A 26198-nucleotide genomic window follows, 5' to 3' on the forward strand; every position below is an offset into this window, starting at 1 on the left:
AATTGCTTGACGACCATAGAGCGTTGGAACCACCTGATCCCATTCCGAACTCAGAAGTGAAACGATGCATCGCCGATGGTAGTGTGGGGTTTCCCCATGTGAGAGTAGGTCATCGTCAAGCTCCTACACCAAACCCCCGATCCGCGTAAGCGGGTCGGGGGTTTGATTTTGGGGCGCGGAAAAGCGGCCGCGCAGAACTAAGCCTGAACCGAGGCCGGCTGCTCCGATGCTGCCGGTGGCTTTGAAGGCGCTGCGGCGGTTGAGGTAAAAGTACGGCTGCTGCACTGGCACAGCATTGTCGGTGATAGCTTGGCTCGCTAAGCGGACGCTGCTGGATGAATGAATCGCCCCTGGTTTCGTAGACACCTCCAAGCCTCATAATGAGGCCCATCAGGAGGTGCCATGAGCAACCAGCGTTACCCCGAAGAATTCAAGATCGAAGCGGTCAAGCAAGTCACCGAGCGCGGTTTGCGCGTTGCCGATGTGGCGGAGCGTCTAGGCGTGTCCGCGCACAGCCTGTACGCCTGGGTAAAGCGCTACAGCAAGCCCCAAGCACAGCGGCAGCAGGTAGATGATCAACAGGCCGAGCTGCGTCGCTTGCGCGCGGAACTCAAGCGGGTGACCGAAGAGCGAGACATCCTAAAAAAGGCCGCCGCGTACTTTGCCAAGGAGTCCGGCTGAAGTACGCCGTCATCAGCAAGCTGTCGGTGGAGTACCCGGTACGGCGTCTCTGCCAGACCCTCCAGGTACATCCCAGCGGTTACTACGCCTGGCTGGCCGAGCCGAAATCCGCACGCGAGAAGGAAGATCAGCGCCTGCTCGGATTGATCAAGCATGCCTGGCTGGAAAGCGGCGGGGTCTACGGCTACCGCAAGATCCACGACGACCTGCGTGAGCTGGGCGAGTCCTGTGGCCGGCACCGCGTGGCTCGCCTGATGCGGGTGGAGGGGCTGCGTTCGCAGACCGGTTATCGTCGGCGCCCCGGCTATTACGGCGGTAAACCGACGGTGGCTTCGCCCAACCGCCTGGAGCGGCAGTTCAAGGTCAGCGAGCCGAACAAGGTCTGGGTCACCGACATCACCTACATCCGCACCTATGAGGGCTGGTTGTACTTGGCGGTGGTGCTGGATCTGTTTTCGCGCCAGGTGATCGGCTGGTCGATGAAACCACGGATGTGCAGCGACCTGGCCATCGATGCGTTGTTGATGGCGGTCTGGCGGCGCAAGCCCAGGCAGGAGGTGATGATCCACTCCGACCAGGGCAGCCAGTTCAGCAGCTCGGACTGGCAGAGCTTCCTAAAGGCCAACAACCTAATCAGCAGCATGAGTCGACGCGGTAACTGTCACGACAACGCGGTCGCGGAAAGCTTTTTCCAGTTGCTGAAGCGGGAGCGCATCCGACGGAAAACCTACGGCACTCGCGAAGAAGCCCGCAGTGATGTGTTCGATTACATCGAGATGTTCTATAACCCCAAGCGCCGGCACAGCAGCGCTATGCAGCTGTCGCCAGTGGAGTTTGAAAAGCGTTATTTCCAGAGCTTGGAGAGTGTCTAGGAAAGCCGGGGCGGTTCAGAAAGCAGGCAAGCTCATCTGGGCAAGCATATTAATGATGTTTGAGCCACGTCGTTGGGGGGCCTGGCTGCCGCACCGGAAAGCCTGGAAGGCTGGTGACGGAGAGTGGGCAGGGTAGGGCTTACGGTGGTGCGATAAGGTCACCCTATTTAACGCGGCCTAGCAAACTGCGGTTCCACAGTAACCGTCTAAGTCCAGAGACCGACGAGAGGCAAGGTACTCGTCCTTCCTCGTTCCGATCCTACCCGGCCGGCTGGTCAACGATCCTGTCTAAATGACGATTACCGTTCGTGCCCCTGGCATATTCACTGGCTGGCTGGCTGGCTGGCAGAGCGGGGAGATTCCTCATCCCGGTCAACCCAAATGAATGAAACGGCTGCGTCCGATGCGCGGGCTTCGTCATGCAAGAAATCGAAGGGGCTGCCGTTTGAGTTGATGGTTCGGCAGCGTGACGTACTTGAGTCGTCGACGATTCCGATAGATGGACCGCAATGTGACTACGTCCCGTCGTCCTCCACAGCAAGCGTCACGGCTGAGCAGAGCCTGCTTCGGAAGGTTTGAAGCTCTCGTACCCATTAGCCAGACCTTGCGCTGTAGGAATGGGACCCGCCGCGATAGGCGACTCCCACTATCGCTTCTGGTGAAAGTCCACCACAACAGCGCCCTTGCCTGAAGCCCCTATCGATTGCTGAATGGCGTCCAGAAGGGTCTGTTGGGTGAACGGCTTGGCCAGGACTTGAAGCTGACGTGGGCTGTCGGCGAGATCGGCGTAGCCGCTGACCACAAGGACAGGCAGCTCTGGCTGCTCGTTTCGCAGCCGGTCCGCCAGTTGAGCGCCGGTCATGCCAGGCATCATGTGGTCCGTTATCAGAATGTCGTAAGCAACACGTTGGGTAAGTAGACCCAATGCCGTTTCCGCACTGTTGACCGCGGTTACCTGGCAGCCGAGATCCTCGAGCATCGAAGCCGTATTGTCCAACACCAGGGGATCGTCATCCACGACCAGGACCGACAGCGATAGCTCGGCAGGGGCAGTTAGCTGTGGGCCGGGGCCAGGTTCGACACGGTCCGACGTTTGTTCGGCCTGTCGCTCTGTGGCGATGGGTAGCCAGATTTCCACTGTGGTGCCCTTGCCGGGGCGGCTGTGGATCTGCAGACGACCCCCGGATTGTTCGGCCAGGCCATGGGCCATCGACAAACCCAGCCCCGTGCCATTGCCGGGGCCCTTGGTTGTAAAAAATGGATCGGTAGCGCGGGCAAGAACTTCCGGCTCCATACCGATACCGTCGTCTCGAACGATAAGAATGACGTAGCCGGGCGCATCGATTCTTCCGGCTTCGGCGGCTGTTCGGGACTGTCCCTCGATACAGATCGATCCGCCGTCCGGCATGGCGTCCCGGGCGTTGACGACCAGGTTGATCAGGACCATCTCCAGCTGGTTCGCATCGACGTACGCCTGTGGCAGATCTAGCGGAAAACGCAGATCGATGCTGATGTTGGTTTCCACCGAGCGCTTCAAGAGCTCTCGCATCCCGATCACCAGATCTGGCAGTGCGACGGCGCTTGGTCGCAGCTCCTGTTTACGCGCGAAGCTCAACAGACGTTGCACAAGCCCCGCACCTCGGCGAGTCGCCTGCAAGCCATTTTCGATCAGTGATTCGGTACGGGGATCTGACGGCGGCAGCCGTTTGCGCAACAGTTCGAAGCTGCCACCGATGACGGCCAAGAGATTGTTGAAGTCATGGGCGATGCCGCCGGTCAGCTTGCCCATCGCCTCCATCTTTTGCGCCTGCCGCAAGGCCGCTTCAGCCTGCCGGCGTTCCGTCACGTTGATGAGCCCGCCGAGGATAAGCGGCCCGGTAGATGTACGTTCCACCCTGCTCGAGGCCAGCACATCGACGAACGTTCCGGCTCTGGCGACCAAGCGGTACTCCGCGTCTCGGCATTCGCTAGTTTCGAGCAGCGACGGCCAGTCATGCTCGAGGAACTGACGAGACGATGCCTCGGTCATGAAACACACGAGCGGTCTGCCGATCACGTCCTCCCGGCGGTAGCCCACCAGTGATAGCCACGCATCGCTTACCGATTCGAGACGCCCATCCTGATCCAGTGAGTGCAATGGCAGAGGCGTCTTGCTGTACAACTCGCGCAATCGCTCTTCACTCAGGCGCAGGGCCGAAGCCTCCTGCCAGCTACGACGCGCCTGACGCCTGTCATACATCGAGGCCACCAGCCCAAAAAACAGAACGATGAAGGTCGCCGCGGATATCGCAACAGCCAGCGATAACATATCCAGGTCACCGTCATGCGTGGCGCTCATGGCGTCGTCCAATGGCGTGAAATGCGCGCCGATCATGGCCACGTAGTGCATGCCGGAGATCGCGACTCCCATTGCCGCAGCCGACAGCGCCTGCCCTGACAGGCTGGTACCTCGGCCTGATAGCCACAACGCTACCGTCGCGGCGCTGATTGCGATGATGAACGACAGTACCACCCAACCGGTGGCGTAACTGAGCTCGGCATCTACGACCATTGCCGCCATGCCGATGTAGTGCATTGCACCGATGCCCAGTCCCATGAAAAGGCCACCCAAGCCAAGCGTTCGGGGCGTAATGCCGCGCTTGCTTACGGCAAAGAAGCTGATGGCGGTAACTGCGATAGGCACCGCAAAGGATGCGAGCGTCAACGCCAGGTCATAACGGACCTGCATGCCCGGCATGCCGAATGCCAGCATGCCTACGAAGTGCATGGCCCAGATGCTGCCGCCCATGCAGAGGGCAGCGGCGCCGACGAAGGCCTGTCGAGGCCAGCCTTCGGTCTCTCGTGTGCGGCTGGAGAGGTCCAGGGCGGTGTAGGAGCCGGCTATCGCGATGATGACCGACAGTACGACCAGAGAGACGTTGTAAGTGGTATGCATCATGCGGATCAGCTCCCGGTAGCGCAGCGAGAGAAACGTGCACGACGTCGTCTAAGAACTTTGACTCATATAGCGACGATACGTCCCGTCACCGGGCGCCCGATTATCGGTCAAGTACGCGGAGCTTGGAAATCTGCACGGATCTGTAGCTGCGGCTCAACGGCTTTTGAACGATCGCAAGTCTACGCACCTTGAGGATCGTGCCTCCAACACGGTGGGACAACACAGTCGCGGGACGTCGAGCTGACGCGAGCAGGATTGCGAAGTTCGAAGTAAAGCGGTCATCGGCCCAAGCCGTTCCGGCCATATTGCTTATCTGCTGGAACGCCGGCGCGCCTCGAAGCTCCAACAGGACGTTAATGGAGAACACCATCCCGATGCTTTTCGCTTTCGTTAATCCCGCAGACGGCCTTGCCCGCGTCCCTTACCGTTCCGTTTCACGGTTTACTAAGGCCGTGCACGGATGAAAGCCAGCCGATGGATCATCGTGGCCCTGCTGATTGTCGCAGTGGTCTGTTTCTTCGCTTTCGACCTCGGCGAGTACCTCACCCTCGAATCCATCAAGGCCCACAGCGGCGCCCTGAAGGCCAAAGTCCAGGATCATCCATGGTGGGCTGCTGGGGTGTTCTTCGTTGTTTACGCGGCGCTTACGGCGCTGTCGTTTCCCGGTACGGTGGTGCTGACCTTGCTTGCCGGGGCTCTGTTCGGTCTGATAGAGGGGACGTTGCTCGTATCCTTCGCCTCGAATGCGGGGGCACTGGTGGCCATGCTCATCAGTCGTTTCATGCTGCGAGACTGGGTGCAGAAGCGATTCGGCAAACAGATCGCCGGGATCAACAAGGGGCTGACGCGCGATGGCACCTTCTACCTCGTCTCGTTGCGACTGATCCCCATCGTACCGTTTGTGCTGCTGAATCCAGCGTTGGGTCTGACGCGAATCAAGGTCTGGACCTTCTGGTGGACCACCCAACTCGGCATGCTGCCCGGCAATGCCATCTATGTTAACGCGGGCGAGAAGCTGGTCGCCGTGCGCGCGCTGTCCGACATCCTGTCGCCGAGCATCATCAGCACGCTGGTATTGCTTGCGGTGTTCCCGGTCATCGCCACGCGGCTCCTCACCTATTACAAGGCTCGCAAGGTGTACCGCGGCTGGCGCAAGCCGAAGCGCTTCGATTACAACCTTGTGGTAATCGGTGGCGGTGCGGGCGGGCTGGCGACGGCGCGCATAGCGGCGACCTACAAGGCGCGGGTGTGTCTGGTTGAGCGCGAGCGCCTCGGTGGCGTTGCCATGCATGAGGGCGGTGTGCCAACCAAGGCATTTCGACGCCTGGCAAACGAACTCCATACAAGGCACGGCGGCCAGCCCCCCGTCGAAGCGTTTGGCGAATTGATGATGCAGGTCCGCGAGTTGACCGAGTCCGCCCGGCATCACGCATCGGTCGACGATTGCACGCGGCATGGCGTCGAGGTGGTTGAAGGCGAAGCGCGGCTGAGCTCGCCCTGGACGGTCGAGGTGGAAGGCCGCACGCTGACCACCCGGGCGGTCGTCATTGCCACCGGAAGCCGGCCGTGGCTACCGCCTATCCCCGGTCTGGACGCAGTCGAGCCCCTGACCTGCGATACCTTGCTGCAACTGCACGAGCGGCCCGAGCGCCTGCTCATTCTCGGCGGCGGGGCAGGCGCCTGCGAGTTCGCCCAGCTCTTTCAGCGCATGGGTTCCAGGGTCACCGTAGCCAGCCCCGACGAGCGCCTGCTTGACCAGGAAGATGCTGAAGCTGCCCAGGCGCTGACCGCTGCACTGATTGCCGCCGGCATCGACCTGCGCCTTGGACTGACGGCGCAGCGGGTCGAGTCGACCGGCAGTGAGCACCGGCTGATTTGCCGGGCAGGCGAGGGCGAAGAGCAATCGCTGCCCTTTGATCGGTTGTTGCTGATGCTCGGGCAATACGCCGATGTCGAAGGACTGGGACTGGACGAGTTGAAGCTGCATTGTGGCGATGACGGTACGCTGGAAGCGGACGAGTACCTGGCCACGCGTTACCCGAATATCTACGCGGTGGGTAGCGTCGCCGGGCCGTACGGGGCTCCGCATGTGGCGGAGCACCAAGCCTGGTACGCAGCGGTCAACGCGCTGTTCGGCGGGCTCAAGCGGTTCGTAGTAAGCGATCGAGTCCTGCCTCGGGCCGTGTATACCTCGCCGGAGATGGCTACGGTGGGCCTGACCGAACACGAAGCCGGGGCGTTGAAGCTCGAGTTCCAGACTACCCGACTGGACCTGGCGACCCTTCCCGGTGCAGTTGCCGAACGCGCCGAGCAGGGGTTCGTCAAGGTGCTCACCGAGCACGACCACGACCGCATTCTGGGAGTCACCATCGTTGGCGAGCAGGCAAGTGAAACGCTAGCCGGGTTCGTTGTGGCGATGAAATACAAGGTGGGCATGCACAAGCTCGGCGACGCAGTCCAGCTGAGTCCGACCCAGGGTGAAGCACTGCGACGTGTCGCCGAAGCCTGGCGGCAACAGCACCGCTCGCCGAGGATGCTCACCTGGGCCGAGCGGCTGAACCGCTGGCGGGTCGAAAGGTAGACATCAACCTGGCTGTAGTTGCTGTCACTGGTGTTTGCGCCGCATTCACCTAGGTCGAGCGATCATCGATTCGACGGCTGCGGCTGGAATCCGACGACACTGGCGAGCACCGGCACGGGGGGGGGCCGCGCCTGCCGTGCTCGCCGAACCAGGAAGGATCGCTCAAATGACCGGCGTCCAAATCATCAGCAGCGTCCGTTACTCCCGCTGTCCCGACTCGAGCATCGTTTCCGGCCGCACCCACTGATCGAACTCTTCACTGGTCAGGTAGCCAAGCTCCAGCGCTGCCTCTCGCAAGGTGGTGCCTTGCGCATAGGCCTTCTTAGCGATTTCGGCCGCTCGGTCGTAGCCGATATGCGGATTCAGCGCAGTGACCAGCATAAGGCCGCGCTCGAGATGTTCTGCCATGCGTGCCGGGTCGGGCTCGAGGCCGGCGATGCAGTGGGTGTTGAAGTTGCGACAGCCGTCGGACAGAAGCCGAATCGACTGGAGCAGGTTGTGGATGATCACCGGCTTGAACACGTTGAGCTGCAGATGACCCTGGCTCGCTGCGAAGCTGATGGTCATGTCGTTGCCCATCACCTGGCAGGCGAGCATGGACAGCGCTTCGCACTGGGTCGGGTTGACCTTGCCAGGCATGATCGAGCTGCCAGGCTCGTTGGCTGGCAATCGCACTTCGGCGAAGCCTCCGCGAGGTCCTGAGCCGAGCAGACGAAGGTCATTGGCGAGTTTCATCAAGGCGACCGCCAGCGTCTTCAGCGCGCCGGAGAGCGCGACCAGTGGCTCGTGGCCGGCCAAGGCGGCGAACTTGTTCGGCGCCGAGACGAACGGCAGGCCGGAAAGGGCGGCCAGCTCGGCTGCGATCGCTTCGGCGAAGCCATGCGGCGAGTTCAAACCGGTACCTACTGCGGTGCCGCCTTGCGCCAGTTCATAAACAGCCGGAAGGCACTGGCGAATCGTCCGCTCGGCGATGTCGAGCTGAGCGACGAATGCCGACATTTCCTGGCCGAAGGTGATCGGCGTGGCGTCCATCATATGGGTGCGCCCGGTCTTGATCAGCTTGTTGTGCCGCGCGGCCAGTTCGGCCAGCCCGCCGGACAGCTCGGCCAAAGCCGGAAGCAGCTCACCGTGGACCGCCTTGGCAGCGGCAATGTGCATCGCTGTGGGGAAGCAGTCGTTGGAGCTTTGCGCGCGATTGACGTGGTCGTTGGGATGCACGGGAGACTTGCCGCCACGCTTGCCACCGGCCAGCTCGTTGGCGCGACCGGCGATGACCTCGTTGACGTTCATGTTGCTCTGCGTGCCGCTACCGGTCTGCCAGACCACCAGCGGAAACTGGTCGTCGTGCTGGGCATGCAGGATCTCGTCGGCGGCCTGTTCGATCAGTCGCGCGACGTCGGGCGGCAGGTCGCCGATGCGGTTGTTGACCCTGGCTGCCGCCTTCTTGATCAGCGCCAGCGCATGCAGCACCTCGATCGGCATGCGCTCGGCACCGATTGCGAAATTGCTCAGCGAACGTTGCGTCTGGGCACCCCAGTAAGCCTGCTCCGGTACTTCGACCTGCCCCAGGCTGTCGGTTTCTATACGCGTCATGCCATGCTCCTGCTCGATATTGCTGGTTTAGGCCGCCTTGCGGTGCCGGCGGTTCCATAGCCCGCCGGTCGTTGCTTGAGGCATTGGAACTCTCGGCGCAGAATGTGTCCATTGAGGGCTACCTATCGCCTTCCCAAGGGATTTCCAATGCCAACCTTACGTACCCAGGCGTTGCGCTGCGCAATGCTGTTTTTCTGCATCAGCTCTTCGGCATTGGCCGACACCGCCAGCCACGCCAGCAGCGCGGAACGTTTCCTCAAGCTGGCGAACGCCGATCGGCTTGCAGTACCTGTCTATGCACAAGTACAGCAGATGTTCGCGCAGCGTTTCGCCGAGGCTCAGGCGCCCGAGAGCAAGAAGGCGATGCTCGAGCGCTATCAGGCCCAGGCCAACACCGCGCTGGACAAGGCCATAGGCTGGGACAAGCTGAAGCCCGATCTGGTGTCCCTCTATACCAGTCAGTTTTCCGAAACCGAGTTGAATCAGCTGATCGATTTCTATCAGTCGCCACTGGGCAAGAAGATGCTCGCCAAGTTGCCGGAGCTCAATGCACGGTCTGCCCAGCTAACCCAGGCCAAACTCGAAAGCGCGGTGCCGGAAGTGAACAAGCTGTTGGCCGACATGACGGCCGAACTCGAAAAACAGAAGCCTTGAGAGAGCAGGCAATGCGCAAACTCGATCTGATCCAAAACGCCCTGCAGGTTCTGCAGCCCGAGCACCTGGAAGTGCTCGATGAAAGCCACACTCACAGCCGCGGCCTGGAGACGCACTACAAGGCGGTCATCGTCAGCGAGCAGTTCGCGGGTCTGAACTCGGTCAAGCGTCACCAGAAAGCCTACGCCGCCATGGGCCCGCTGATGCAGCAGATCCATGCACTCGCCCTGCACACCTACACGCCGGAAGAATGGGCCCAGCAGCGTGTGGCTCCGGCATCACCGGTTTGCGCCGGTGGGCATAAATAGAGGCGACAACGGACGGGAAACATCCCGGATGTTCTTTGCTAGAATCGCGCTCGCGCCGGCCCACGCCGGCGCTTTCGTTTGTATCCGGTCCACCCTTTACGCGGGTGACCACTGGTGGAAAACCCCATGACACGAAAAATCGTTGTAGCAGCGCTTTACAAGTTCGTATCGCTGCCGGACTACGTCGCCTTGCGTGACCCTCTCTTCGCGACGCTTACCGAAAACGGCATCAAGGGCACCCTGTTGCTGGCGGAGGAGGGCATCAACGGTACGGTATCCGGCACTCGCGAGGCGATCGATGCGCTGCTCGACTGGTTTCGCCGCGACCCTCGCCTGGCTGACATCGACCACAAGGGATCCTACTGCGACGAACAGCCGTTCTATCGCACCAAGGTGAAGCTGAAGAAGGAGATCGTCACGCTGGGCGTACCCGGTGTCGATCCCAATCAGCGGGTCGGTACCTACGTCGAGCCGCGGGACTGGAACGCGCTGATCGATGATCCCGAGGTTCTGCTGATCGACACCCGCAACGACTACGAAGTGGCGATCGGTACCTTCGAGGGCGCGATCGACCCGCAGACCAAGTCGTTCCGCGAATTCCCTGATTACATCAAGGCGCATTACGACCCGGCGAAGCACAAGAAGGTCGCGATGTTCTGCACCGGTGGCATTCGCTGCGAAAAGGCCTCGAGCTACATGCTCGGCGAAGGGTTCGAAGAGGTCTATCACCTCAAGGGCGGCATTCTCAAATACCTGGAAGAGGTACCCGAGACCCAGTCGCGCTGGAAGGGCGACTGCTTCGTGTTCGACAACCGGGTCACCGTTCGCCACGACCTCAGTGCCGGTGAGTTCGACTTGTGCCATGCCTGCCGCGCCCCGCTGTCCGTGGAAGACCAGCAATCGGAGCACTACGCTGCGGGTATCAGCTGCCCGCATTGCTGGGACACTCTGAGCGAGAAGACGCGAGCCGGTGCGCGCGAACGGCAGAAGCAGATCGAACTGGCCCGCCAGCGCAACCAGCCTCACCCCATCGGCCGTGATCCGCGGGAGCAGGAACGCTGATTCACGCCGGCCCGCGAGCACGCCAAGCAGTTAAGGGGAGTAACGAAGTGGCCCGACTGATCTATGTGATGGATCCCATGTGCTCGTGGTGCTGGGGCTTCGCTCCCGTGCTGCAGGGGCTTGCCGAGCAGGCCGCGGAGCACGGCGTGCCGCTCGTGCTGAGGGTCGGCGGCCTGCGCCGAGAACAGGTCGCGATGGATGAGGCCGGGCGCTCGCGCACGCTGTCCTACTGGCAGGCCGTGCACGCTGCCACCGGCCAGTCATTCGACTTCGACACGGGGCTGCCGGCCGGATTGATCTACGACACCGAACCCGCCTGCCGAGCCCTGGTCGCCGCGCGCGGGCTCGATGAAAGCCGGGTCTGGCCGCTGTCGCTGCTGATCCAGCAGGCCTTCTACCAACAGGGGCGTGATGTCACGCAAGCCGCGCTGCTGGTGGAGCTGGCCGAGGCGGCCGGGCTCTCCCGCGAGCGCTTCGCCGAAAGCTATGACGACCCGGCCACCAAGGCCGAAACGTCAGCGGATTTCAGCTGGGTCGAGAATCTTGGTATCGCCGGGTTCCCGACCCTGCTCGCCGAGCACCAGGGCCAGCTGGCCCTGCTCACCAATGGCTACCAGCCTCTGACGGTGCTGGCTCCATTCCTGGGCCGCTGGCTGGAGCACAATGCGCATGCCTGACCAGCTCAGTTGGGCGGAGATTCGCCGCCTTGCGTTGCGCCACCGCAAGGCGTTGATTCTGGCCAACCTGGTCGCGGTTCTGGCCACGCTCTGCAGCGTGCCGATCCCCTTGCTGTTGCCGCTGCTGGTAGACGAAGTGCTGCTCGGCACCGGCGATGCGGCACTGCGCGTGATGGATCGCTTTCTGCCCGCCAGCTGGGAAAGTGCGGCCGGCTACATCGGCCTGATGCTTGGCATAACCCTGCTGCTGCGGGCCTCGGCGCTCGTGTTCAACGTCCTGCAGGCACGGCTGTTCGCCCGGCTTTCGAAGGACATCGTCTACCGCATTCGCGTGCGGTTGATCGAGCGCCTCAAGCGCATTGCCCTTGGCGAGTACGAGAGCCTTGGCGGCGGTACGGTCGCGACCCATCTGGTCACCGATCTGGAGACCATCGACAAATTCATCGGTGACACCCTCAGCCGTCTGCTGGTGGCGGTGCTATCGATCATCGGCACAGCGGCGATCCTGGTCTGGATGCACTGGCAGCTGGCGCTGCTGATCCTGCTCTTCAACCCGCTGGTGATCTACGCCACCGTGCAGCTGGGCAAGCGGGTGAAGCACCTGAAGAAGCTGGAGAACGACAGCACCTCGCGCTTCACCCAGGCGCTTACCGAAACCCTCGATGCGATACAGGAAGTGCGTGCCGGCAACCGCCAGGGATTCTTCCTCGGTCGACTGGGGTTACGCGCGCGGGAGGTCCGCGACTACGCCGTCGCTTCGCAATGGAAGACCGACGCCTCCAACCGCGCCAGCGGTCTGCTGTTCCAGTTCGGCATCGACGTGTTCCGTGCCGCGGCGATGCTGACCGTGCTGTTTTCCGACCTGTCGATCGGCCAGATGCTCGCGGTATTCAGCTACCTGTGGTTCATGATCGGCCCGGTGGAGCAACTGCTGAGCCTGCAGTACGCGTTCTACGCGGCCGGCGGGGCGCTGGGGCGGATCAATCAGCTGCTGGCGCGCGCCGACGAGCCGCAATATGTCGGCGGTCGCAACCCATTCGCCGATCAGGCGACGGTGGCGATCGATGTGCGCGACCTTCACTTCGCCTACCAGGACGAAGCGGTTCTGGAGGGGTTGAACCTGAGCATCGCGCCGGGGGAAAAGGTCGCGATCGTCGGTGCCAGCGGCGGTGGCAAGAGCACCCTGGTGCAGCTGCTGCTGGGGCTTTACCAGCCGCAATCGGGGCAGATTCGGTTCGGCGGCGTTCCGCTCGAGGAAATCGGCTTGGCCACGGTGCGCGACAATGTGGCGGTCGTGCTGCAGCATCCGGCGCTGTTCAACGACAGCGTGCGTGCCAACCTCACCATGGGGCGCGAGCGGGACGATGAGGCGTGCTGGCGGGCGCTGGAGATCGCCCAACTGGCCGATACCATTCGCCAGCTGCCGAACGGGCTCGACAGCATCGTCGGGCGCTCCGGTGTGCGACTGTCCGGCGGTCAGCGGCAGCGGCTGGCCGTGGCGCGCATGGTGCTCGCCGAACCCAAGGTGGTGATCCTGGATGAAGCGACCTCGGCCCTCGATGCCGCGACCGAGTACGCCTTGCATCAGGGATTGAATCGGTTCCTTCGCGACCGCACCACCTTGATCATCGCCCATCGCCTGTCGGCGGTGAAACAGGCCGATCGAGTGCTGGTGTTCGACGGTGGGCGCATCGCCGAGGATGGTGATCATCAGCAACTGATCGCTGAGGGCGGGCTTTATGCGCGCCTGTATGGGCATCTGCAGCACTGATTGCCCACGCAGCCGGACCATCGCCGTTTCGCCTGCCGATGACTGTATCGCCGCCCCGAGCCAGGCGGCGACCGCCAGTCTTAAGGCGTCAAAAATATCCTGACGCCGCACTCAACTATTAGTAATCTCTGCCGACTTCCCGAGCGTGCCCCTTTTTGTGGAACCTTTCTGATGGAACCAGTGCAGAACCTATTCACCAATCTTTCGGTTGCCAAAAAGCTTATCTGCGGCTTCGGTCTGGTACTGCTGCTCACGCTTGGCGTCGCGGCGACCGGCTTCGTTGCGGTCGACGAGATTCTGGGTCGGGCGCAACAGATCGAGCAGCTGTCCAGCGTCAATGCGTCGATTCTTGCGGCGCGCGGCGCAGAGCGTGACTACGCGCTGACACGTCAGCAGTCCTCGGCCGACGCGCTGCACACATCGCTGCAGCGACTCGGTTCCGAACTGACCGGCCTGGCCGCCACTTCGAGCACGCAGGAGCGTGCCTACCTGACGCGAATCCAGCAGGCCGCCGACGAGTACGGCCGACAGTTCGACCGCTACATGCAGCTGATCGAACGCGGCGTGGCGCTGCGCACGCGCATGCAGGATGCCGCGCAGGTCAGCCGCGAAGAGTTCGAGTTCATCGAGCTGGACATGTATGACGCCGTGCGCGTGCTGCGCCTGGAGGGGGATCGCCTCAAGGGCAGCGACCCGCTGACGGTGGCCGAGGCGACTTCGGGCCTGACCAAGCAGATTCTCGACATGCGGACCCAGGAAAATCTGTTCGTGGCCAACAGTTCCGATGCGGCCGCCAAGAGCTGGAGCGAGCTGCACGCCAACGTGGTTGCCATCGGCAGCAATCTGAAGATCTGGCTGAACGACGATCAGCAGGCCTCCATGGACAAGGCGCTGGTGGAGCTGGAGCACTATCGCAGCGCATTCGACGAATTCCGCCAGAATCGCGCCGAGCGAATCGCCCTGGAAGGCTCGATGGCGCAACAGTCGGAGGTGGTGATCGCCGCTGCGAACGAGGCGTTGGACAACGCGAGCAATGCCATGCAGCAACAGCGCCGCAGCAGCTACCTGCTGCTCGGCGTGATCGGTACGCTGGCGATCTTCGTCGGCCTGCTGGCTGCCACGATGATCTCGCGGATGATCGTCGGCCCCCTGCGCACCACCGTTCAGCAAGCGCAGCGCGTCGCCAGCGGCGACCTCACGCACTCCCAGCCCAGCTCGCGCCGTGACGAAGTGGGGCAGTTGCAGGACGCCATGCATGGCATGACGCAAAGCCTGCGCAACCTGATCGGTCGCATCGGCGGTGGCGTCAGCCAGATCGCCGCGGCAGCCGACCAGCTTTCCGCAGTGACCGCCCAGACCAGTGCCGGCGTTCAGACCCAGCGGGTGGAAACCGAGCAGGTCGCCACTGCCATGCATGAAATGGCGGCCACGGTGCAGGAAGTCGCACGCAACGCCGAGCAGGCCTCCATCGCCGCGCGTCAGGCGGATCAGCAGGCGCGCCAGGGTGATCGGGTAGTGCAGGACGCCGTGGGGCAGATCGGCAATCTGGCCGGTGAGGTGGATCAGTCCGCCCATGCGATCGAGGCGCTGCACGCCGAAAGCGGGCGGATCGGCAGCGTGCTCGAAGTCATTCGCGCGGTTGCCGAGCAGACCAACCTGCTGGCGCTCAACGCGGCCATCGAGGCGGCCCGTGCCGGCGAGCAGGGCCGCGGTTTCGCCGTGGTGGCCGACGAGGTGCGGGCTCTGGCGCGCCGTACCCATGATTCCACCGAGGAAATCGAAGGGCTGATCGCCAATCTGCAGCGGGTTGCACAGCAGGCCGTCGAGCAGATGCAGAGCAGCCGCAGCCTCACTCAGCGCACCGTCGACCTGGCCAACGAGGCGGGCGTCGCGCTGGGTCGGATCACCGAATCGGTGTCCACCATCGAGCAGATGAACCAGCAGATCGCCGCGGCAGCCGAGCAGCAGAGCGCGGTAGCCGAGAACATTTCCGAAAGCGTGACGCGCGTGCGTGATATCGGCGATCAGAGCGCCAGTGCCACAGAACAGACCGCCGGTGCCAGCGCCGAGCTGGCTCGCCTGGGCGTGGAGCTGCAGGAGCTGGTCCGCCAGTTCCGTACCTGACGGCGCGTGGCAGACGCGGCTCGCGCACGAGCCGCGTTATCTGATCGCCTTGCCGTTCAGCTCGGCCGCCCAGGCGGCCAGGGGCAGCGCGGGCTCCTGCTGCCAGATGCGCTGCCAGATGCTCTCCAGGCGGCGCATATCGCCCCGATTGGCCGGCAGGCGTTCGGGGCGTTCCACCAGCTGCCAGCCCTCGGCGCTGCGTTCAGCCAGAGGAAAGCGAAACGGATGGAAGCCGGTCATGCCCAGCCGCAGATCGGTCACCAGCAATTGGTCGCCGTCCACGTCGTAGCGCAGTACATCGCCGCTGAACCAGCGCAGCCGTTCATGCTGAGGTGAGCTGTCCAGCGCATCGGCCAGGTGGGCATTGCGTGGCAGGCGCACCAGCACCGGTGGCGCGTCGTCCCACCAGCTCACCAGCGTCTCGTAGTAGTGCTCGCCATCTACCAGAATCACCCGCCAGAGCAGGCTGTTGAACGGCGTCGGTGTGCTGAACATCCGCTCGACCTCGATGCCCTGGCGGGTGATGCTGGCCTGCACGCGCTTTTCGGCCATCTGCTTGCCGGCAAGAGTGAAACCCAGGTAGCAAGTGGTCAGCACCAGCGCGTAAGCGGGCCATCGGGCCGTGCGGCCATGCAAGCCGAACAGCGCGCCGGCCAGCACCGCGATCAGCAGCGGCACGCTGTAGAGCGGGTCGATGATGAAGATGCTGGACCAGGCGATCGGTGGGGTGGTCAGCGGCCATAGCAACTGGGTGCCATAGCTGGTGAAGGCGTCCAGCAACACATGGGTGACCAGCACCAGCCAGACGGTGAGGAACAGTCGGGTGCCGGAGTATCGCTCATCGGGGCGGAAGCGCCTGATCAGCCAGGTCAGCAACACGGCCACGATGCTGAGGACGAACAGCGAATGGCTGAAGCCGCGGTGATAGGTCATGTTGGCGACTGCATCGCCGTAGTCGATGACCACGTCGAGGTCGGGCAGGGTGCCGAGCACGGCGCCGTAGGCGAGCGCCTTGCGGCCTTGCCAGCGTCCGAGCATCGCGCCCTGTACGCTGGCGCCGAGTAAGGCCTGGGTGATCGAGTCCATGTGCAGATCCCTGGGGGCGGGGAAATTACCTTAGCCGAAGCGCCGGCGGCACCTGATCGGCAAATTTCGAAAAAGTATGTCGTGGTTCGGCACGGCGTAGGACAATCGCCAGCTCAATCGTCCATGGCGCACTCCATGCTGGAAATTTCCAATACCGTGCAGCTGCCGGATGCCGAGATCGAATTGACCGCGATACGCGCCCAGGGTGCCGGCGGGCAGAACGTCAACAAGGTGTCCAGCGCGTTGCACCTGCGTTTCGACATCCGGGGCTCGTCACTGCCGGCGTTCTACAAAGAACGTTTGCTGGCGCTGCGCGACAGCCGCATCACTGCGGAGGGTGTGGTCGTCATCAAGGCGCAGCGCTATCGCACTCAGGAACAGAACCGCCTCGATGCGCTCGAGCGGCTGGCGGAGCTAATTCGCAGCGTCGGCAAGGTGGAGAAGGCCCGCCGCCCGACCAAACCGACCCTCGGCTCGAAGACGCGCCGGCTCGAAGGCAAGAGCCGGCGAGGCGCGATCAAGGCGGGGCGAGGTCGGATCGACTACTGAGGTCAGGTGCCGGTGCGCACGTCGGGCGTTGCCTCGGCGGGCGGCACGTCATCCAGCTCGACTTCGTTGGCCGGCTCGTGCTTGGCGGCGTCTTCCGGCGTGTCGGGCATCAGCTCCATGACGGTGGGACTGGTGCGCAGGATCGGCGTGAAGTGGCCGTGCGGCTCGGTCACCAGATCGAACACCTTGCGCGGCCGGTAGAAGGCATAGAACGCCAGTACGCCCAGGCCCACCGCGAAGAACAGCGGCAGGGCGATGGGCCCGACCAGATGCATCAGGCCGCCGGCTGCCACCGGGCCCAGCGCGGCGCCGAAGCCGTTGGCCAATAGCAGGCCGCTGGAGCCGGAAAGGATCTCGTCGGGATTGAGCTGATCGACCATCTGCGCAACGGCGATGGAATAGATGGAAAACGCCAGGCCACCCCAGACGAACATCAGCCCCAGCAGCAGCGGGCTGGCCATCAGAGGTGCCACGGCAAGCGCGAGAACGGCCGCCAGCGCCACTACCCAGAGCAGCACGGTGCGCCGCTCGTGCTTGTCGGAAAACAGCCCGATCGGCCACTGCAGCACGGCCCCGCCGAGGATGGTGACACTCATCAGCAGCCCCACGCCTGCCGCATCGAAGCCGATCTCGCTGGCATACACCGGTGCCAGACCCCAGAAGCCCCCCAGCACGAAACCCGAGATGCCGGCCGCCATCAGCGGCAGTGGGGCGATGCGCGCCAGCTGCAGCAGGTCGGTCGGCGGAATGTCGGGCAAGGTCGGCTGCGGCTGGCGGGTCAGGGTGATGGGCATCATCGCGCCGCCGATGAGGATGGTCGCCAGGGCAAACAGGGTGAATTCCATCGGGCTGTCGAGCCCAAGCAGTTGCTGAGCCGCCGCCAGCGCACCCAGGTTGACTGCCATGTACACGGCGAATACCTGGCCGCGCTTCTCGCCGCTCACCTGGGCGTTGAGCCAGCTCTCGATCACCATGTAGAGCGTGACCAGGGCGATACCGTAGACCAGGCGAAGGACCAGCCATACCCACGGATTGACGATCATCACGTGCAGCAGCACGGCGGTGGCGGCCACCGAGGCGTAGAAGGAGAACGTACGAATATGGCCGATGCGGCGAATCAGCGATGGCGCCAGCCAGGTGCCGATCAGGAACCCGGCGAAATAGCCGGACATCAGCAGGCCGACCATCCCCGTCGAGTAGCCTTCGGCCACGCCGCGCAGGGTCAGGAGTGTGTTGAGTAGCCCGTGGCCGAGCAGCAGCAGAGCCACGCCGGCGAGCAGTGAACTGATGGGAGCGATCAAGGATTTCATCGGCAACACCCTAAGTAACGAAACTACCAATTACAAGTTGCGGTACGCCCGTGCGGTGGCGCGCCGTGATGCGACCTGTTGGTCGAATATGGCTGTGGCCTGTCGGACAGACATGGAGATTGTCGTGCTGAACGCTTGGGCAGCAGGCATGGCTCAGGATTCCCGCTCTACTGGGTTCGGTAGCGGTTCAGCGTGGCGTACAGCCTGATTCAGCATCCGCACCGCTTCGGCTATGGCCTGCCGATCCAGCGCTCCGTCCAGCGAGGCGGTGGCCTGTTCGAGGATCGCTTGCGCATGGCGCAGGATCACCCGCTCGTGCTCGATGCCCGGTGCGCTGAAGAGGAGGTTCTTGCAGGCTTGCAGCAGCGTCAGCAGGACCTGCAGGTCGTTCTGGCCGTAGCCGCGTAGCGAGCCGAAGGCCAGCAGGAGCATCCGATGCAGGTCGAGCTCGCGCAGGAATATCCGCGGGGCGCCTTCTTCGGGAACCACGTCATGGTCCGGCAGCTTCATGCGTTCGGCGAACAGCACGCCCATCATGTCGATCGCCTTGATCGCCGTGCCCGGATCGTTGATGCCGGGGCTCAACGCCCGCACGGCAATCTCGACGATCTGTTTGAAGCCGAAGAAGAAATGCCGGTGCGCATACTCCTCGACATAGAAGTCGAAGCAGTCGAGCAATTGCGTTACGCAGCGTTCGTCCAGCTCCCGGTTCAGGCGTATCAGCGGATGTCCGGGCATGACGAAAAAGCCGTAGTGCACCTGCACGGTCATGCAGGCGTCCTGCTCATCGAGCAACGCCTGGGCGGCGGATATGTTCAATGCCTTGAAATAGCCAGAGCGCCTTGCGGGAATGGCCTGCCAGCCGTCGTCATCCGGCCAGTCCGCCATGCTGCGGCGCTCCAGCCGCGCATGGCGTTGTTGCAGCTGATCGAAGGTCTGTTTGTAGACGCGGTTGAGGATGAAATCGACCTGGATGGAGAGCGAAATGGAACGGATGAAGTAGACGAAAAGGCACAGGCAGATCACGCCGAGCCCCAGCGCCAGGAAGATGCCCAGGCTCGGTACGTTAATGTCGTCGCCTTCCTGAATGGTCGAGATCAGCATCAGTGAATTGATGATGGTGCCGAGGTAAACGCCCAGCACGACCTGATGGCTGCGACTGCTGATCAGCCCCGGGATCACCCGCGGTGACAGCGACGACGCGGCCGAGTTGAGCACCACCATGACCATCGAGAAGCTGAACACCATCAGCGAGATGATGCCCGCCACCAGCGTGCCGAGGATCAGACGGGCGTTGTCGGCGTTCTTCACCAGCCCCAGATCGAGGTCTTCCTTGTAAGGCTGTAGCCAGGTCATCTCCAGGAAGATGGTGACGACGCACAGGCTGGCGAGGCCGACCGCGATCAGAGTCGGGTAGAAGGCGATGCTACCGGTGACGCGGTGATACAGGCGAAACAGCCTGTTGGTGACTGCGGACATTGGGGCTCCCTGCGATGGTCCGCCGAAGCGGGGCTACCCGCCTTTCGGCAGCATCGGGGGCGTAACGTTCGCTCAGGCCTTGTCACCGGGAACCAGGGTCGCGATCAGCGCACGCACGCTGCCGGGCAGGGCGTCCAGTTCGCGGACCAGGATGCTGCGTTCTCTCACTGCCCAGGGTTCGTCCAGTGTGACCAGGGCCAGCTGCATGGTGCGGCTGTGTCGGCGCGCTGCCGACTCGGGGATGATGCCGATGCCCACACCGGCCTCGATCATCCGGCAAACCGCCTCGAAGCTGGAGACCTGGATGCGCAGGGAGAGCTGGCCACCGAGTTTTTCCACCTGATCGCGCAGGAATGTCAGCAGGGTGCTGCCCTCGTGCAAGCCGATGTGCTGATAGACCAGGGTCTGGCGCAGCGTGACCTGTGCTTCCCCGGCCAGCGGATGGCCGACCGGCACCGCCAGCAGCAGGCGGTCGGTGCTGAAGTGCAATACCTGCAGCCCTTCGGCCTGCACCGGGCCCGCGATGATGCCCATGTCGGTGCTGCCGTCCAGCACGCCACGCACGATGTCGCGGCTCAGCCGTTCCTGCAGGTCCACCGTGACGCCGGGGCGCTCGGCGAGAAATCCGGCCAGCACCTCCGGGAGGAATTCGGTTACGGCCGTGGTATTGGCGAAGATGCGGATGTGACCGGCCGAGTCGGTGCCGTATTCGGCGAACTCGCTTTTCAGATAGTCCACCTGGCGCATGATCAGCCGCGCATGCTGCAGCAGCTTGTGGCCGGCCGGCGTCAGCTCCACTCCGCGGCTGTCGCGGTAGAGCAGGCGGCTGTCGAACTGGGCTTCCAGCGCCTTGATGCGTGCACTGGCGGCTGCCGGTGAGAGGTGCGCGCGGCGCGCGCCCTGGGTCAGGCTGGGGGACTCGGCGATATGGATGAACAGGCGCAGATCGGCCAGATCGAAATGCATGAGGCGCCTCGGCTTGGGTCGGGCGTTCAGCTTAGCCGAACGACGGTGTCGGTAAATACAAATTCTCGGAACGCTGGCTTCGTAGCATCCTGCGGCAAAACAAGACAACAGCGGAACCCGACGATGACCGATACCTCTGCCTGGATTGGCCGCAGCGAAGAAGTCCACGACCAGCTCAGCCGCAACCTGCTGATGCGCATTGCCGCGACCTTCGGTGAAAGCACTCCCGCCCATGGCGAAGCGCTGCCGCCTTTGTGGCAATGGTGCTTCTTCCAGGACCCGATTGCCGAAAACGGGCTGGGCGAGGACGGCCACCCGGCGCGCGGTGGCTTCCTCCCGTCGGCGGACAACCGCAACCGCATGTGGGCCGGTGGCCGCGTCGAATTCTTCCGCCCGCTGGAAGCGGGTGGCGAGGCCCGGCGGGTATCGACCATCAAGCACATCGAGGAGAAGCATGGCCGCACCGGTGCGTTGCTGTTCGTCACCGTGCAACACGACTACCTGCAGGACGGCCGCCTGGCCATCCGCGAGGAGCAGGACATCGTCTACCGCGAGCCGAGCCCGCCGAAGACCAGCAGTGGCGAACCCATGGTCGCCGGTGGCTGGCGCGAGGCGGTCACACCGACGCCGACGTTGCTGTTCCGTTATTCGGCGGTCACCTTCAACGGCCATCGCATCCATTACGACTGGCCCTACGTCACCGAGACCGAAGGCTATGCCGGCCTGGTCGTTCACGGCCCGCTGATCGCCACGCTCAACCTGCGCGCCTTCTGCCGCGCCAATCCCGACGCCCGCCTGCGCCGCTTCGCCTACCGCGGCCTGCGCCCGCTGATCGCGCCGCAGCCGTTCGAGGTCGGCGGCCGCATCGTCGCACCGGGCAAGGCCGAACTCTGGGCCGGCGACCACAACGGCCTGGCGCAAAGGGCTGAAGTGGAGTTCGAGTGAGGTACATGGCTGGACTCCGCCCCCTCACCCTAACCCTCTCCCCAGGGGGGAGAGGGGACTGGTCGGTGTCCGGCTTCTGGATCGGTGTGCACGCGACTCCATCTGCCCAGGCATGACTTCCGACGTGCACCGGATAGCTCCCTCGCCCCTCCGGGGAGAGGGCTGGGGTGAGGGGCGACCTCTCCAACAACGAGAACGTATCGAGATGACGACGAATCACAACCACCAAGACGCCAGGCAGGAAGAACTCAACGCCATCCGCGAAGGCGTGCGCGCCCTCTGTGCCGAATTTCCCGCCGAGTACTGGCGCAGGATCGACGAGGAGAAAGGCTTCCCGGAAGCCTTCGTCACGGCCATGACCGAGGCCGGCTGGCTCTCGGCGATGATCCCGGAAGAATATGGCGGCTCGGGCCTGGGCCTGGCCGAAGCCTCGGTCATCCTCGAGGAGGTCAACCGGTGCGGCGGCAATTCCGGCACCGTCCACGGCCAGATGTACAACATGTTCACCCTGCTCAGAAACGGCAGCGAGGAGCAGAAACGCTACTACCTGCCGAAACTGGCCAGCGGCGAGCTGCGCCTGCAGTCCATGGGCGTGACCGAGCCGACCACTGGCACCGACACCACCAAGATCAAGACCACTGCTGTGCGCCGGGGCGACAAGTACGTCATCAACGGGCAGAAGGTGTGGATCTCGCGTATCCAGCACTCCGATCTGATGATCCTGCTGGCGCGCACCACGCCGCTGGCCGAGGTGCAGCGCAAGTCCGAGGGCATGTCGATCTTTCTCGTCGACCTGCGCGAGGCCATCGGCAACGGCCTGACCGTGCAGCCGATCGCCAACATGGTCAACCACGAGACCAACGAGCTGTTCTTCGACAACCTGGAGATTCCCGCCAGTAGCCTGATTGGCGAGGAGGGCAAGGGCTTTCGTTACATCCTCGATGGCCTCAATGCCGAACGCACGCTGATCGCCGCCGAGTGCATCGGCGATGGTCGCTGGTTCGTCGAGAAGTCCGCTGCCTACGCCCGTGACCGCGTGGTATTCGGCCGGCCGATCGGGCAAAACCAGGGTGTGCAGTTCCCTATCGCCGAAGCGCATATCGAGATCGAGGCCGCGGACCTGATGCGCTGGCGCGCCTGCGAGGAGTACGACAGCGGCCGCAACGCCGGGGCCGCGGCGAACATGGCCAAGTACCTGGCGGCCAAGGCCAGCTGGGAGGCCGCCAATGCCTGCCTGCAGACCCACGGCGGCTTTGGCTTTGCCAACGAATACGACGTCGAGCGCAAATTCCGCGAGACGCGGCTGTACCAAGTGGCGCCGATCTCCACCAACCTGATCCTGTCGTACGTGGCCGAGCACTTGCTCGAGTTGCCGCGCTCGTTCTAACGGAGCCAAACGTAGGGTGGAAAACGGCGAAGCCTTTTCCACTCGTATCGAACAGGCGACACAGGTGGTGGAAATGCTTCGCGATTTCCACCTACGAAAGAGAGAAGTGCGTCATGAATATCAGCCACCTCGACCATCTGGTCCTCACCGTTGCCGATATCGAGGCCACGGTGGACTTCTACACCCGCGTGCTCGGCATGCAGCTGGTGACCTTCGGCGAAGGGCGCAAGGCGCTGGCCTTCGGCAACCAGAAGATCAACCTGCACCAAGCCGGCCGCGAGTTCGAGCCCAAGGCCGAGCGCCCGACGCCGGGTTCGGCGGACCTCTGCTTTATCGTCGCCACACCGCTGGATCAGGTTATCGCCCATCTCCAGGCGCAGCAGGTTGCCATTGTCGAAGGTCCGGTGCAGCGCACCGGCGCGACCGGACCGATCCGCTCGGTTTACCTGCGCGACCCCGACCAGAACCTCATCGAACTGTCCAATCCGTTAGAGAATCCGCTGGAGCCCAACGCATGAGCCAGCACACCCGTGCCTTGACCGAATTCCTCGCCGGGCTCGCCTACGAGCAGATCCCCGAACCGGTGCTCGCCCGCACCGAAGACCTCTTTCTCGATTGGCTCGGCTCGGCCCTGGCCAGCGCCGGCTCGCATCCGATTCCGCTGTTCGAGCATTACGCGCAGAAGATGGGCCCGGCCGACGGACCGGCGCGCATTCTGGTCAACGGCCAGAGCAGCTCGGCCTATTTCGCTGCGCTGGTGAATGCCGCCAGCTCGCACCTGGTGGAGCAGGACGACCTGCACAACAGCTCCGTGTTGCACCCGGCCACGGTGGTGTTTCCCGCTGCGCTGGCGGCGGCGCAGGATCTCGGCAAGTCCGGCCGCGAGCTGCTGGTGGCCTCGGTGGCCGGCTACGAGGCGGGCATCCGCATCGGCGAGTTCCTCGGCCGCTCGCATTACCGCATCTTCCACACCACCGCGACGGTCGGCACCCTGGCCGCGGCGGTGGCCGTTGGCAAGCTGATGGATTTCGACCAGCAGCAGTTCACCCATCTGCTCGGCAGCGCCGGTACGCAAGCGGCGGGGCTGTGGGAGTTTCTCCGTGACGCGGCGGACTCCAAGCAACTGCACACCGCCAAGGCGGCTGCCGATGGCCTGCTCGCCGCCTACCTGACCGCCGATGGCCTGACCGGCGCGCAGAACATCCTCGAAGGCGAGCAGGGCATGGCGGCGGGCATGTCCCGCGATGCCGAGCCGAGCAAGCTGTCCGACCGGCTCGGCATGCGCTGGGCGCTGGCGGAAACCTCGTTCAAGTTCCACGCCTCCTGCCGCCATACCCACCCGGCGGCCGATGCGCTGCTGGCGCTGATGCAGCGCGAAGGGCTCGGGGCCGATGACATCGCCTCGGTCACCACCCGCGTGCACCAGGGCGCGATCGACGTGCTCGGCCGCGTGACGGTGCCGCAGACGGTGCATCAGGCCAAATTCTCCATGGGCACCGTGCTGGGGCTGATCGCCCTGTACGGCAAGGCCGGCCTGACCGAATTCCACAGCCATGCGCTCAGCGACCCTCGCGTCGGCGAGTTCCGCGAGAAGGTCTCGATGACGCTCGATCCCGAGGTGGACGGCGCCTACCCGGCACGCTGGCTCGGTCGCGTCGAAGTGACCACCGCCGATGGCCGCACGCTGCACGGCGCCATCGACGAGCCGAAGGGCGACCCGGGTAACACGCTGAGCCGCGCCGAGCTGGAGGACAAGTTCCGCCGCCTGGTGCAGTTCTCCGCGGCGCGCAGCGATGACGAGGCGGGCGCGCTGATCGATACGGTCTGGCGCCTGCGCGAGCTGCAGCGGCTGGACGCATTGGCCTGAACTGAATCGTAGGGTGGATGACGGCGAAGCCTTATCCACCAATGTGGCGCCAGAGCCCCAGGGGCTGGAACAAACGCGTGGAAATGGCTTCGGCGATTTCCACCCTACGCCGAAATTGCAGGAACCGAACATGAACGACACCCAAGTCAAACCCCGCCCACTCGATGGCATCACCGTGGTCAGCCTCGAGCACGCCATCGCCGCGCCGTTCTGCACGCGCCAGCTGGCCGACCTCGGCGCACGGGTGATCAAGATCGAGCGGCCCGGTGCCGGCGACTTCGCCCGCGGCTACGACGAGCGGGTCGACGGCCTGGCCTCGCATTTCGTCTGGACCAACCGCTCCAAGGAAAGCCTGAGCCTGGACGTGAAGCAGGACGCCGCTGCCCAGGTGCTCGACCAGCTCTTGGCCAAGGCCGACGTGCTGGTGCAGAACCTGGCACCGGGCGCCGCCGCGCGCATGGGGCTCTCCTTCGAGGCGCTGCACGAACGCTTTCCGCGGCTGATCGTCTGCGACATCTCCGGCTACGGCGAGGGCGGCCCTTACGAGCAGAAGAAGGCCTATGACCTGCTGATCCAGAGCGAGGGCGGCTTTCTCTCCGTCACCGGCGGGCCGGGCGAAACCGAGATGGCCAAGGCCGGCTGCTCCATCGCCGATATCGCCGCCGGCATGTACGCCTACACCGGCGTGCTTTCGGCGCTGATGCTGCGCGACAAGACGGGCGAGGGCAGCCGCGTCGACGTTTCCATGCTCGAAAGCCTGGTGGAGTGGATGGGCTACCCGTTGTATTACGCCTACAAGGGCGCGACGCCGCCGCCGCGTGCCGGCGCCGCCCACGCCACCATCTACCCCTACGGCCCTTTCCCCACTGGCGACGGCGGCACGGTGATGCTCGGCCTGCAGAACGAGCGTGAGTGGCTGGCGTTCTGCGACAAGGTGCTGCTGCAGCCGGAACTGGCGCAGGACGAGCGCTTCTCCAGCAACGCCCGGCGTTCGGAGCATCGCACCGAATTGCGTGCGCTCATCGTCGAGGCGTTCAGCCACCTGAGTGCCGAAGAGGTGATCGCCCGGCTGGATGCCGCGCCCATCGCCAATGCCCATGTCAACGACATGGCCGGTGTCTGGGCGCATCCGCAGCTCGAGGCGCGCCAGCGCTGGAGCGAGGTGGACAGCCCGGCCGGTCGCTTGCCTGCGCTGCTGCCGCCGGGACGCAACAGCGCCTTCGCCCCGCGCATGGATCCGATCCCCGCGCTGGGCCAGCACACCGACAGCCTGCTGGCCGAGCTGGGTTACGCCCCCGGCGACATTCAGCGCTTGCACGAGCAGGGCGCGGTATGAGCGTGCCCAGGA

20 protein-coding genes and 1 rRNA gene are annotated in these 26198 nt (G+C 63.9%); 15 read left to right on the top strand and 6 right to left on the bottom strand.

Going from position 1 to position 26198, the window contains the following annotated elements; genetic code table 11:
* Positions 1–5: 5 nt before the first annotated feature.
* Both rrf and PSTAB_RS07915 read left to right on the top strand, forming a co-directional pair.
* Positions 6–121 (top strand): 5S ribosomal RNA (gene rrf / locus PSTAB_RS07905).
* A 281-nt stretch (positions 122–402) separates the two neighbouring features.
* Positions 403–1553, top strand: a protein-coding gene (locus PSTAB_RS07915; protein WP_085990600.1) for an IS3 family transposase whose coding sequence is annotated in 2 segments (ribosomal slippage) — positions 403–640 and positions 640–1553 — 1152 coding nt in all. Because the reading frame shifts where the segments join, the coding sequence is not laid out codon by codon here.
* A 646-nt stretch (positions 1554–2199) separates the two neighbouring features.
* On the opposite strand, the gene PSTAB_RS07920 is transcribed toward PSTAB_RS07915, so the two are convergent.
* Positions 2200–4491, bottom strand: a complete 2292-nt coding sequence (locus tag PSTAB_RS07920) for an MHYT domain-containing protein (RefSeq protein ID WP_013982447.1) — start codon at positions 4489–4491, stop codon at positions 2200–2202.
* A gap of 484 nt (positions 4492–4975) precedes the next feature.
* On the opposite strand from PSTAB_RS07920, the gene PSTAB_RS07930 reads away from it, so the two are divergent.
* Positions 4976–7072: an FAD-dependent oxidoreductase gene (locus PSTAB_RS07930; RefSeq protein ID WP_013982448.1), complete on the top strand. Its 2097-nt coding sequence runs from the start codon at positions 4976–4978 to the stop codon at positions 7070–7072.
* A gap of 198 nt (positions 7073–7270) precedes the next feature.
* On the opposite strand, the gene PSTAB_RS07935 is transcribed toward PSTAB_RS07930, so the two are convergent.
* The gene (locus tag PSTAB_RS07935) at positions 7271–8665 is read right to left on the bottom strand and encodes a class II fumarate hydratase (protein ID WP_013982449.1); all 1395 of its coding nucleotides are present in this window, start codon (positions 8663–8665) and stop codon (positions 7271–7273) included.
* Between the two features lie 147 nt (positions 8666–8812).
* Here PSTAB_RS07935 and PSTAB_RS07940 point away from each other — a divergent pair, with 147 nt between their 5' ends.
* The 6 genes from PSTAB_RS07940 (at position 8813) to PSTAB_RS07965 (ending at position 15261) form a co-directional block, all read left to right on the top strand.
* Entirely contained in the window at positions 8813–9319 is a 507-nt protein-coding gene (locus tag PSTAB_RS07940) for a DUF2059 domain-containing protein (RefSeq protein WP_019406656.1), read from the top strand.
* Between the two features lie 11 nt (positions 9320–9330).
* On the top strand, positions 9331–9627 hold the full coding sequence (locus PSTAB_RS07945) for a BolA family protein (RefSeq protein WP_013982451.1): 297 nt from the start codon (positions 9331–9333) through the stop codon (positions 9625–9627).
* A gap of 126 nt (positions 9628–9753) precedes the next feature.
* Positions 9754–10689 (top strand): oxygen-dependent tRNA uridine(34) hydroxylase TrhO, encoded by a 936-nt coding sequence (gene trhO / locus PSTAB_RS07950; RefSeq protein WP_013982452.1) that lies wholly within the window; start codon positions 9754–9756, stop codon positions 10687–10689.
* Between the two features lie 47 nt (positions 10690–10736).
* Positions 10737–11366 carry a DsbA family protein gene (locus tag PSTAB_RS07955; RefSeq protein WP_255222857.1) on the top strand — a complete coding sequence of 210 codons (630 nt, stop codon included), beginning with the start codon at positions 10737–10739 and terminating at the stop codon, positions 11364–11366.
* Positions 11359–13137, top strand: a complete 1779-nt coding sequence (locus tag PSTAB_RS07960) for an ABC transporter ATP-binding protein (RefSeq protein WP_011912844.1) — start codon at positions 11359–11361, stop codon at positions 13135–13137. Before PSTAB_RS07955 ends, PSTAB_RS07960 begins: the two co-directional genes overlap by 8 nt.
* 171 nt (positions 13138–13308) lie before the next feature.
* Positions 13309–15261, top strand: coding sequence for a methyl-accepting chemotaxis protein (locus PSTAB_RS07965; protein WP_013982455.1), 1953 nt, complete (start codon positions 13309–13311; stop codon positions 15259–15261).
* Between the two features lie 36 nt (positions 15262–15297).
* Here PSTAB_RS07965 and PSTAB_RS07970 read toward each other — a convergent pair whose 3' ends face one another.
* Positions 15298–16347: a metal-dependent hydrolase gene (locus tag PSTAB_RS07970; protein ID WP_013982456.1), complete on the bottom strand. Its 1050-nt coding sequence runs from the start codon at positions 16345–16347 to the stop codon at positions 15298–15300.
* A gap of 135 nt (positions 16348–16482) precedes the next feature.
* On the opposite strand from PSTAB_RS07970, the gene arfB reads away from it, so the two are divergent.
* Positions 16483–16896: an alternative ribosome rescue aminoacyl-tRNA hydrolase ArfB gene (gene arfB, locus PSTAB_RS07975; protein ID WP_013982457.1), complete on the top strand. Its 414-nt coding sequence runs from the start codon at positions 16483–16485 to the stop codon at positions 16894–16896.
* Positions 16897–16898: 2 nt separating this feature from the next.
* Here the strand turns inward: arfB and PSTAB_RS07980 are convergent, their stop codons facing one another.
* The 3 genes from PSTAB_RS07980 to PSTAB_RS07990 form a co-directional block, all read right to left on the bottom strand.
* On the bottom strand, positions 16899–18206 hold the full coding sequence (locus PSTAB_RS07980) for an MFS transporter (RefSeq protein ID WP_013982458.1): 1308 nt from the start codon (positions 18204–18206) through the stop codon (positions 16899–16901).
* 153 nt (positions 18207–18359) lie between these two features.
* Complete coding sequence (locus PSTAB_RS07985; protein WP_013982459.1) at positions 18360–19685, bottom strand: DUF2254 domain-containing protein; 1326 nt, start codon at positions 19683–19685, stop codon at positions 18360–18362.
* Between the two features lie 72 nt (positions 19686–19757).
* The gene (locus PSTAB_RS07990) at positions 19758–20651 is read right to left on the bottom strand and encodes a LysR family transcriptional regulator (RefSeq protein ID WP_013982460.1); all 894 of its coding nucleotides are present in this window, start codon (positions 20649–20651) and stop codon (positions 19758–19760) included.
* 123 nt (positions 20652–20774) lie between these two features.
* On the opposite strand from PSTAB_RS07990, the gene PSTAB_RS07995 reads away from it, so the two are divergent.
* From PSTAB_RS07995 to PSTAB_RS08015, 5 genes are all read left to right on the top strand, one after another.
* The gene (locus PSTAB_RS07995; protein ID WP_013982461.1) at positions 20775–21596 is read left to right on the top strand and encodes an HTD2 family dehydratase; all 822 of its coding nucleotides are present in this window, start codon (positions 20775–20777) and stop codon (positions 21594–21596) included.
* 205 nt (positions 21597–21801) lie between these two features.
* Positions 21802–22983 (top strand): acyl-CoA dehydrogenase family protein, encoded by a 1182-nt coding sequence (locus PSTAB_RS08000; protein WP_013982462.1) that lies wholly within the window; start codon positions 21802–21804, stop codon positions 22981–22983.
* A 113-nt stretch (positions 22984–23096) separates the two neighbouring features.
* On the top strand, positions 23097–23501 hold the full coding sequence (locus tag PSTAB_RS08005; protein WP_013982463.1) for a VOC family protein: 405 nt from the start codon (positions 23097–23099) through the stop codon (positions 23499–23501).
* Positions 23498–24850, top strand: a complete 1353-nt coding sequence (locus PSTAB_RS08010) for an MmgE/PrpD family protein (RefSeq protein WP_013982464.1) — start codon at positions 23498–23500, stop codon at positions 24848–24850. The genes PSTAB_RS08005 and PSTAB_RS08010 overlap by 4 nt, the downstream gene beginning before the upstream one ends.
* Before the next feature lie 130 nt (positions 24851–24980).
* A complete protein-coding gene (locus tag PSTAB_RS08015; RefSeq protein WP_041771699.1) occupies positions 24981–26186 on the top strand; it encodes a CaiB/BaiF CoA transferase family protein in 1206 nt (401 codons plus the stop codon).
* The last annotated feature ends 12 nt before the right edge of the window (positions 26187–26198 follow it).

The organism is Stutzerimonas stutzeri (assembly GCF_000219605.1).
Classification (GTDB): domain Bacteria; phylum Pseudomonadota; class Gammaproteobacteria; order Pseudomonadales; family Pseudomonadaceae; genus Stutzerimonas; species Stutzerimonas stutzeri.

Coding starts and splice junctions, on each gene's coding strand:
- PSTAB_RS07920 (WP_013982447.1), bottom strand. CDS start 4,491: ATGATGCATACCACTTACAACGTCTCTCTGGTCGTACTGTCGGTCATC.
- PSTAB_RS07935 (WP_013982449.1), bottom strand. CDS start 8,665: ATGACGCGTATAGAAACCGACAGCCTGGGGCAGGTCGAAGTACCGGAG.
- PSTAB_RS07940 (WP_019406656.1), top strand. CDS start 8,813: ATGCCAACCTTACGTACCCAGGCGTTGCGCTGCGCAATGCTGTTTTTC.
- PSTAB_RS07945 (WP_013982451.1), top strand. CDS start 9,331: ATGCGCAAACTCGATCTGATCCAAAACGCCCTGCAGGTTCTGCAGCCC.
- trhO (WP_013982452.1), top strand. CDS start 9,754: ATGACACGAAAAATCGTTGTAGCAGCGCTTTACAAGTTCGTATCGCTG.
- PSTAB_RS07960 (WP_011912844.1), top strand. CDS start 11,359: ATGCCTGACCAGCTCAGTTGGGCGGAGATTCGCCGCCTTGCGTTGCGC.
- PSTAB_RS07965 (WP_013982455.1), top strand. CDS start 13,309: ATGGAACCAGTGCAGAACCTATTCACCAATCTTTCGGTTGCCAAAAAG.
- PSTAB_RS07970 (WP_013982456.1), bottom strand. CDS start 16,347: ATGGACTCGATCACCCAGGCCTTACTCGGCGCCAGCGTACAGGGCGCG.
- arfB (WP_013982457.1), top strand. CDS start 16,483: ATGCTGGAAATTTCCAATACCGTGCAGCTGCCGGATGCCGAGATCGAA.
- PSTAB_RS07980 (WP_013982458.1), bottom strand. CDS start 18,206: ATGAAATCCTTGATCGCTCCCATCAGTTCACTGCTCGCCGGCGTGGCT.
- PSTAB_RS07985 (WP_013982459.1), bottom strand. CDS start 19,685: ATGTCCGCAGTCACCAACAGGCTGTTTCGCCTGTATCACCGCGTCACC.
- PSTAB_RS07990 (WP_013982460.1), bottom strand. CDS start 20,651: ATGCATTTCGATCTGGCCGATCTGCGCCTGTTCATCCATATCGCCGAG.
- PSTAB_RS07995 (WP_013982461.1), top strand. CDS start 20,775: ATGACCGATACCTCTGCCTGGATTGGCCGCAGCGAAGAAGTCCACGAC.
- PSTAB_RS08000 (WP_013982462.1), top strand. CDS start 21,802: ATGACGACGAATCACAACCACCAAGACGCCAGGCAGGAAGAACTCAAC.
- PSTAB_RS08005 (WP_013982463.1), top strand. CDS start 23,097: ATGAATATCAGCCACCTCGACCATCTGGTCCTCACCGTTGCCGATATC.
- PSTAB_RS08010 (WP_013982464.1), top strand. CDS start 23,498: ATGAGCCAGCACACCCGTGCCTTGACCGAATTCCTCGCCGGGCTCGCC.
- PSTAB_RS08015 (WP_041771699.1), top strand. CDS start 24,981: ATGAACGACACCCAAGTCAAACCCCGCCCACTCGATGGCATCACCGTG.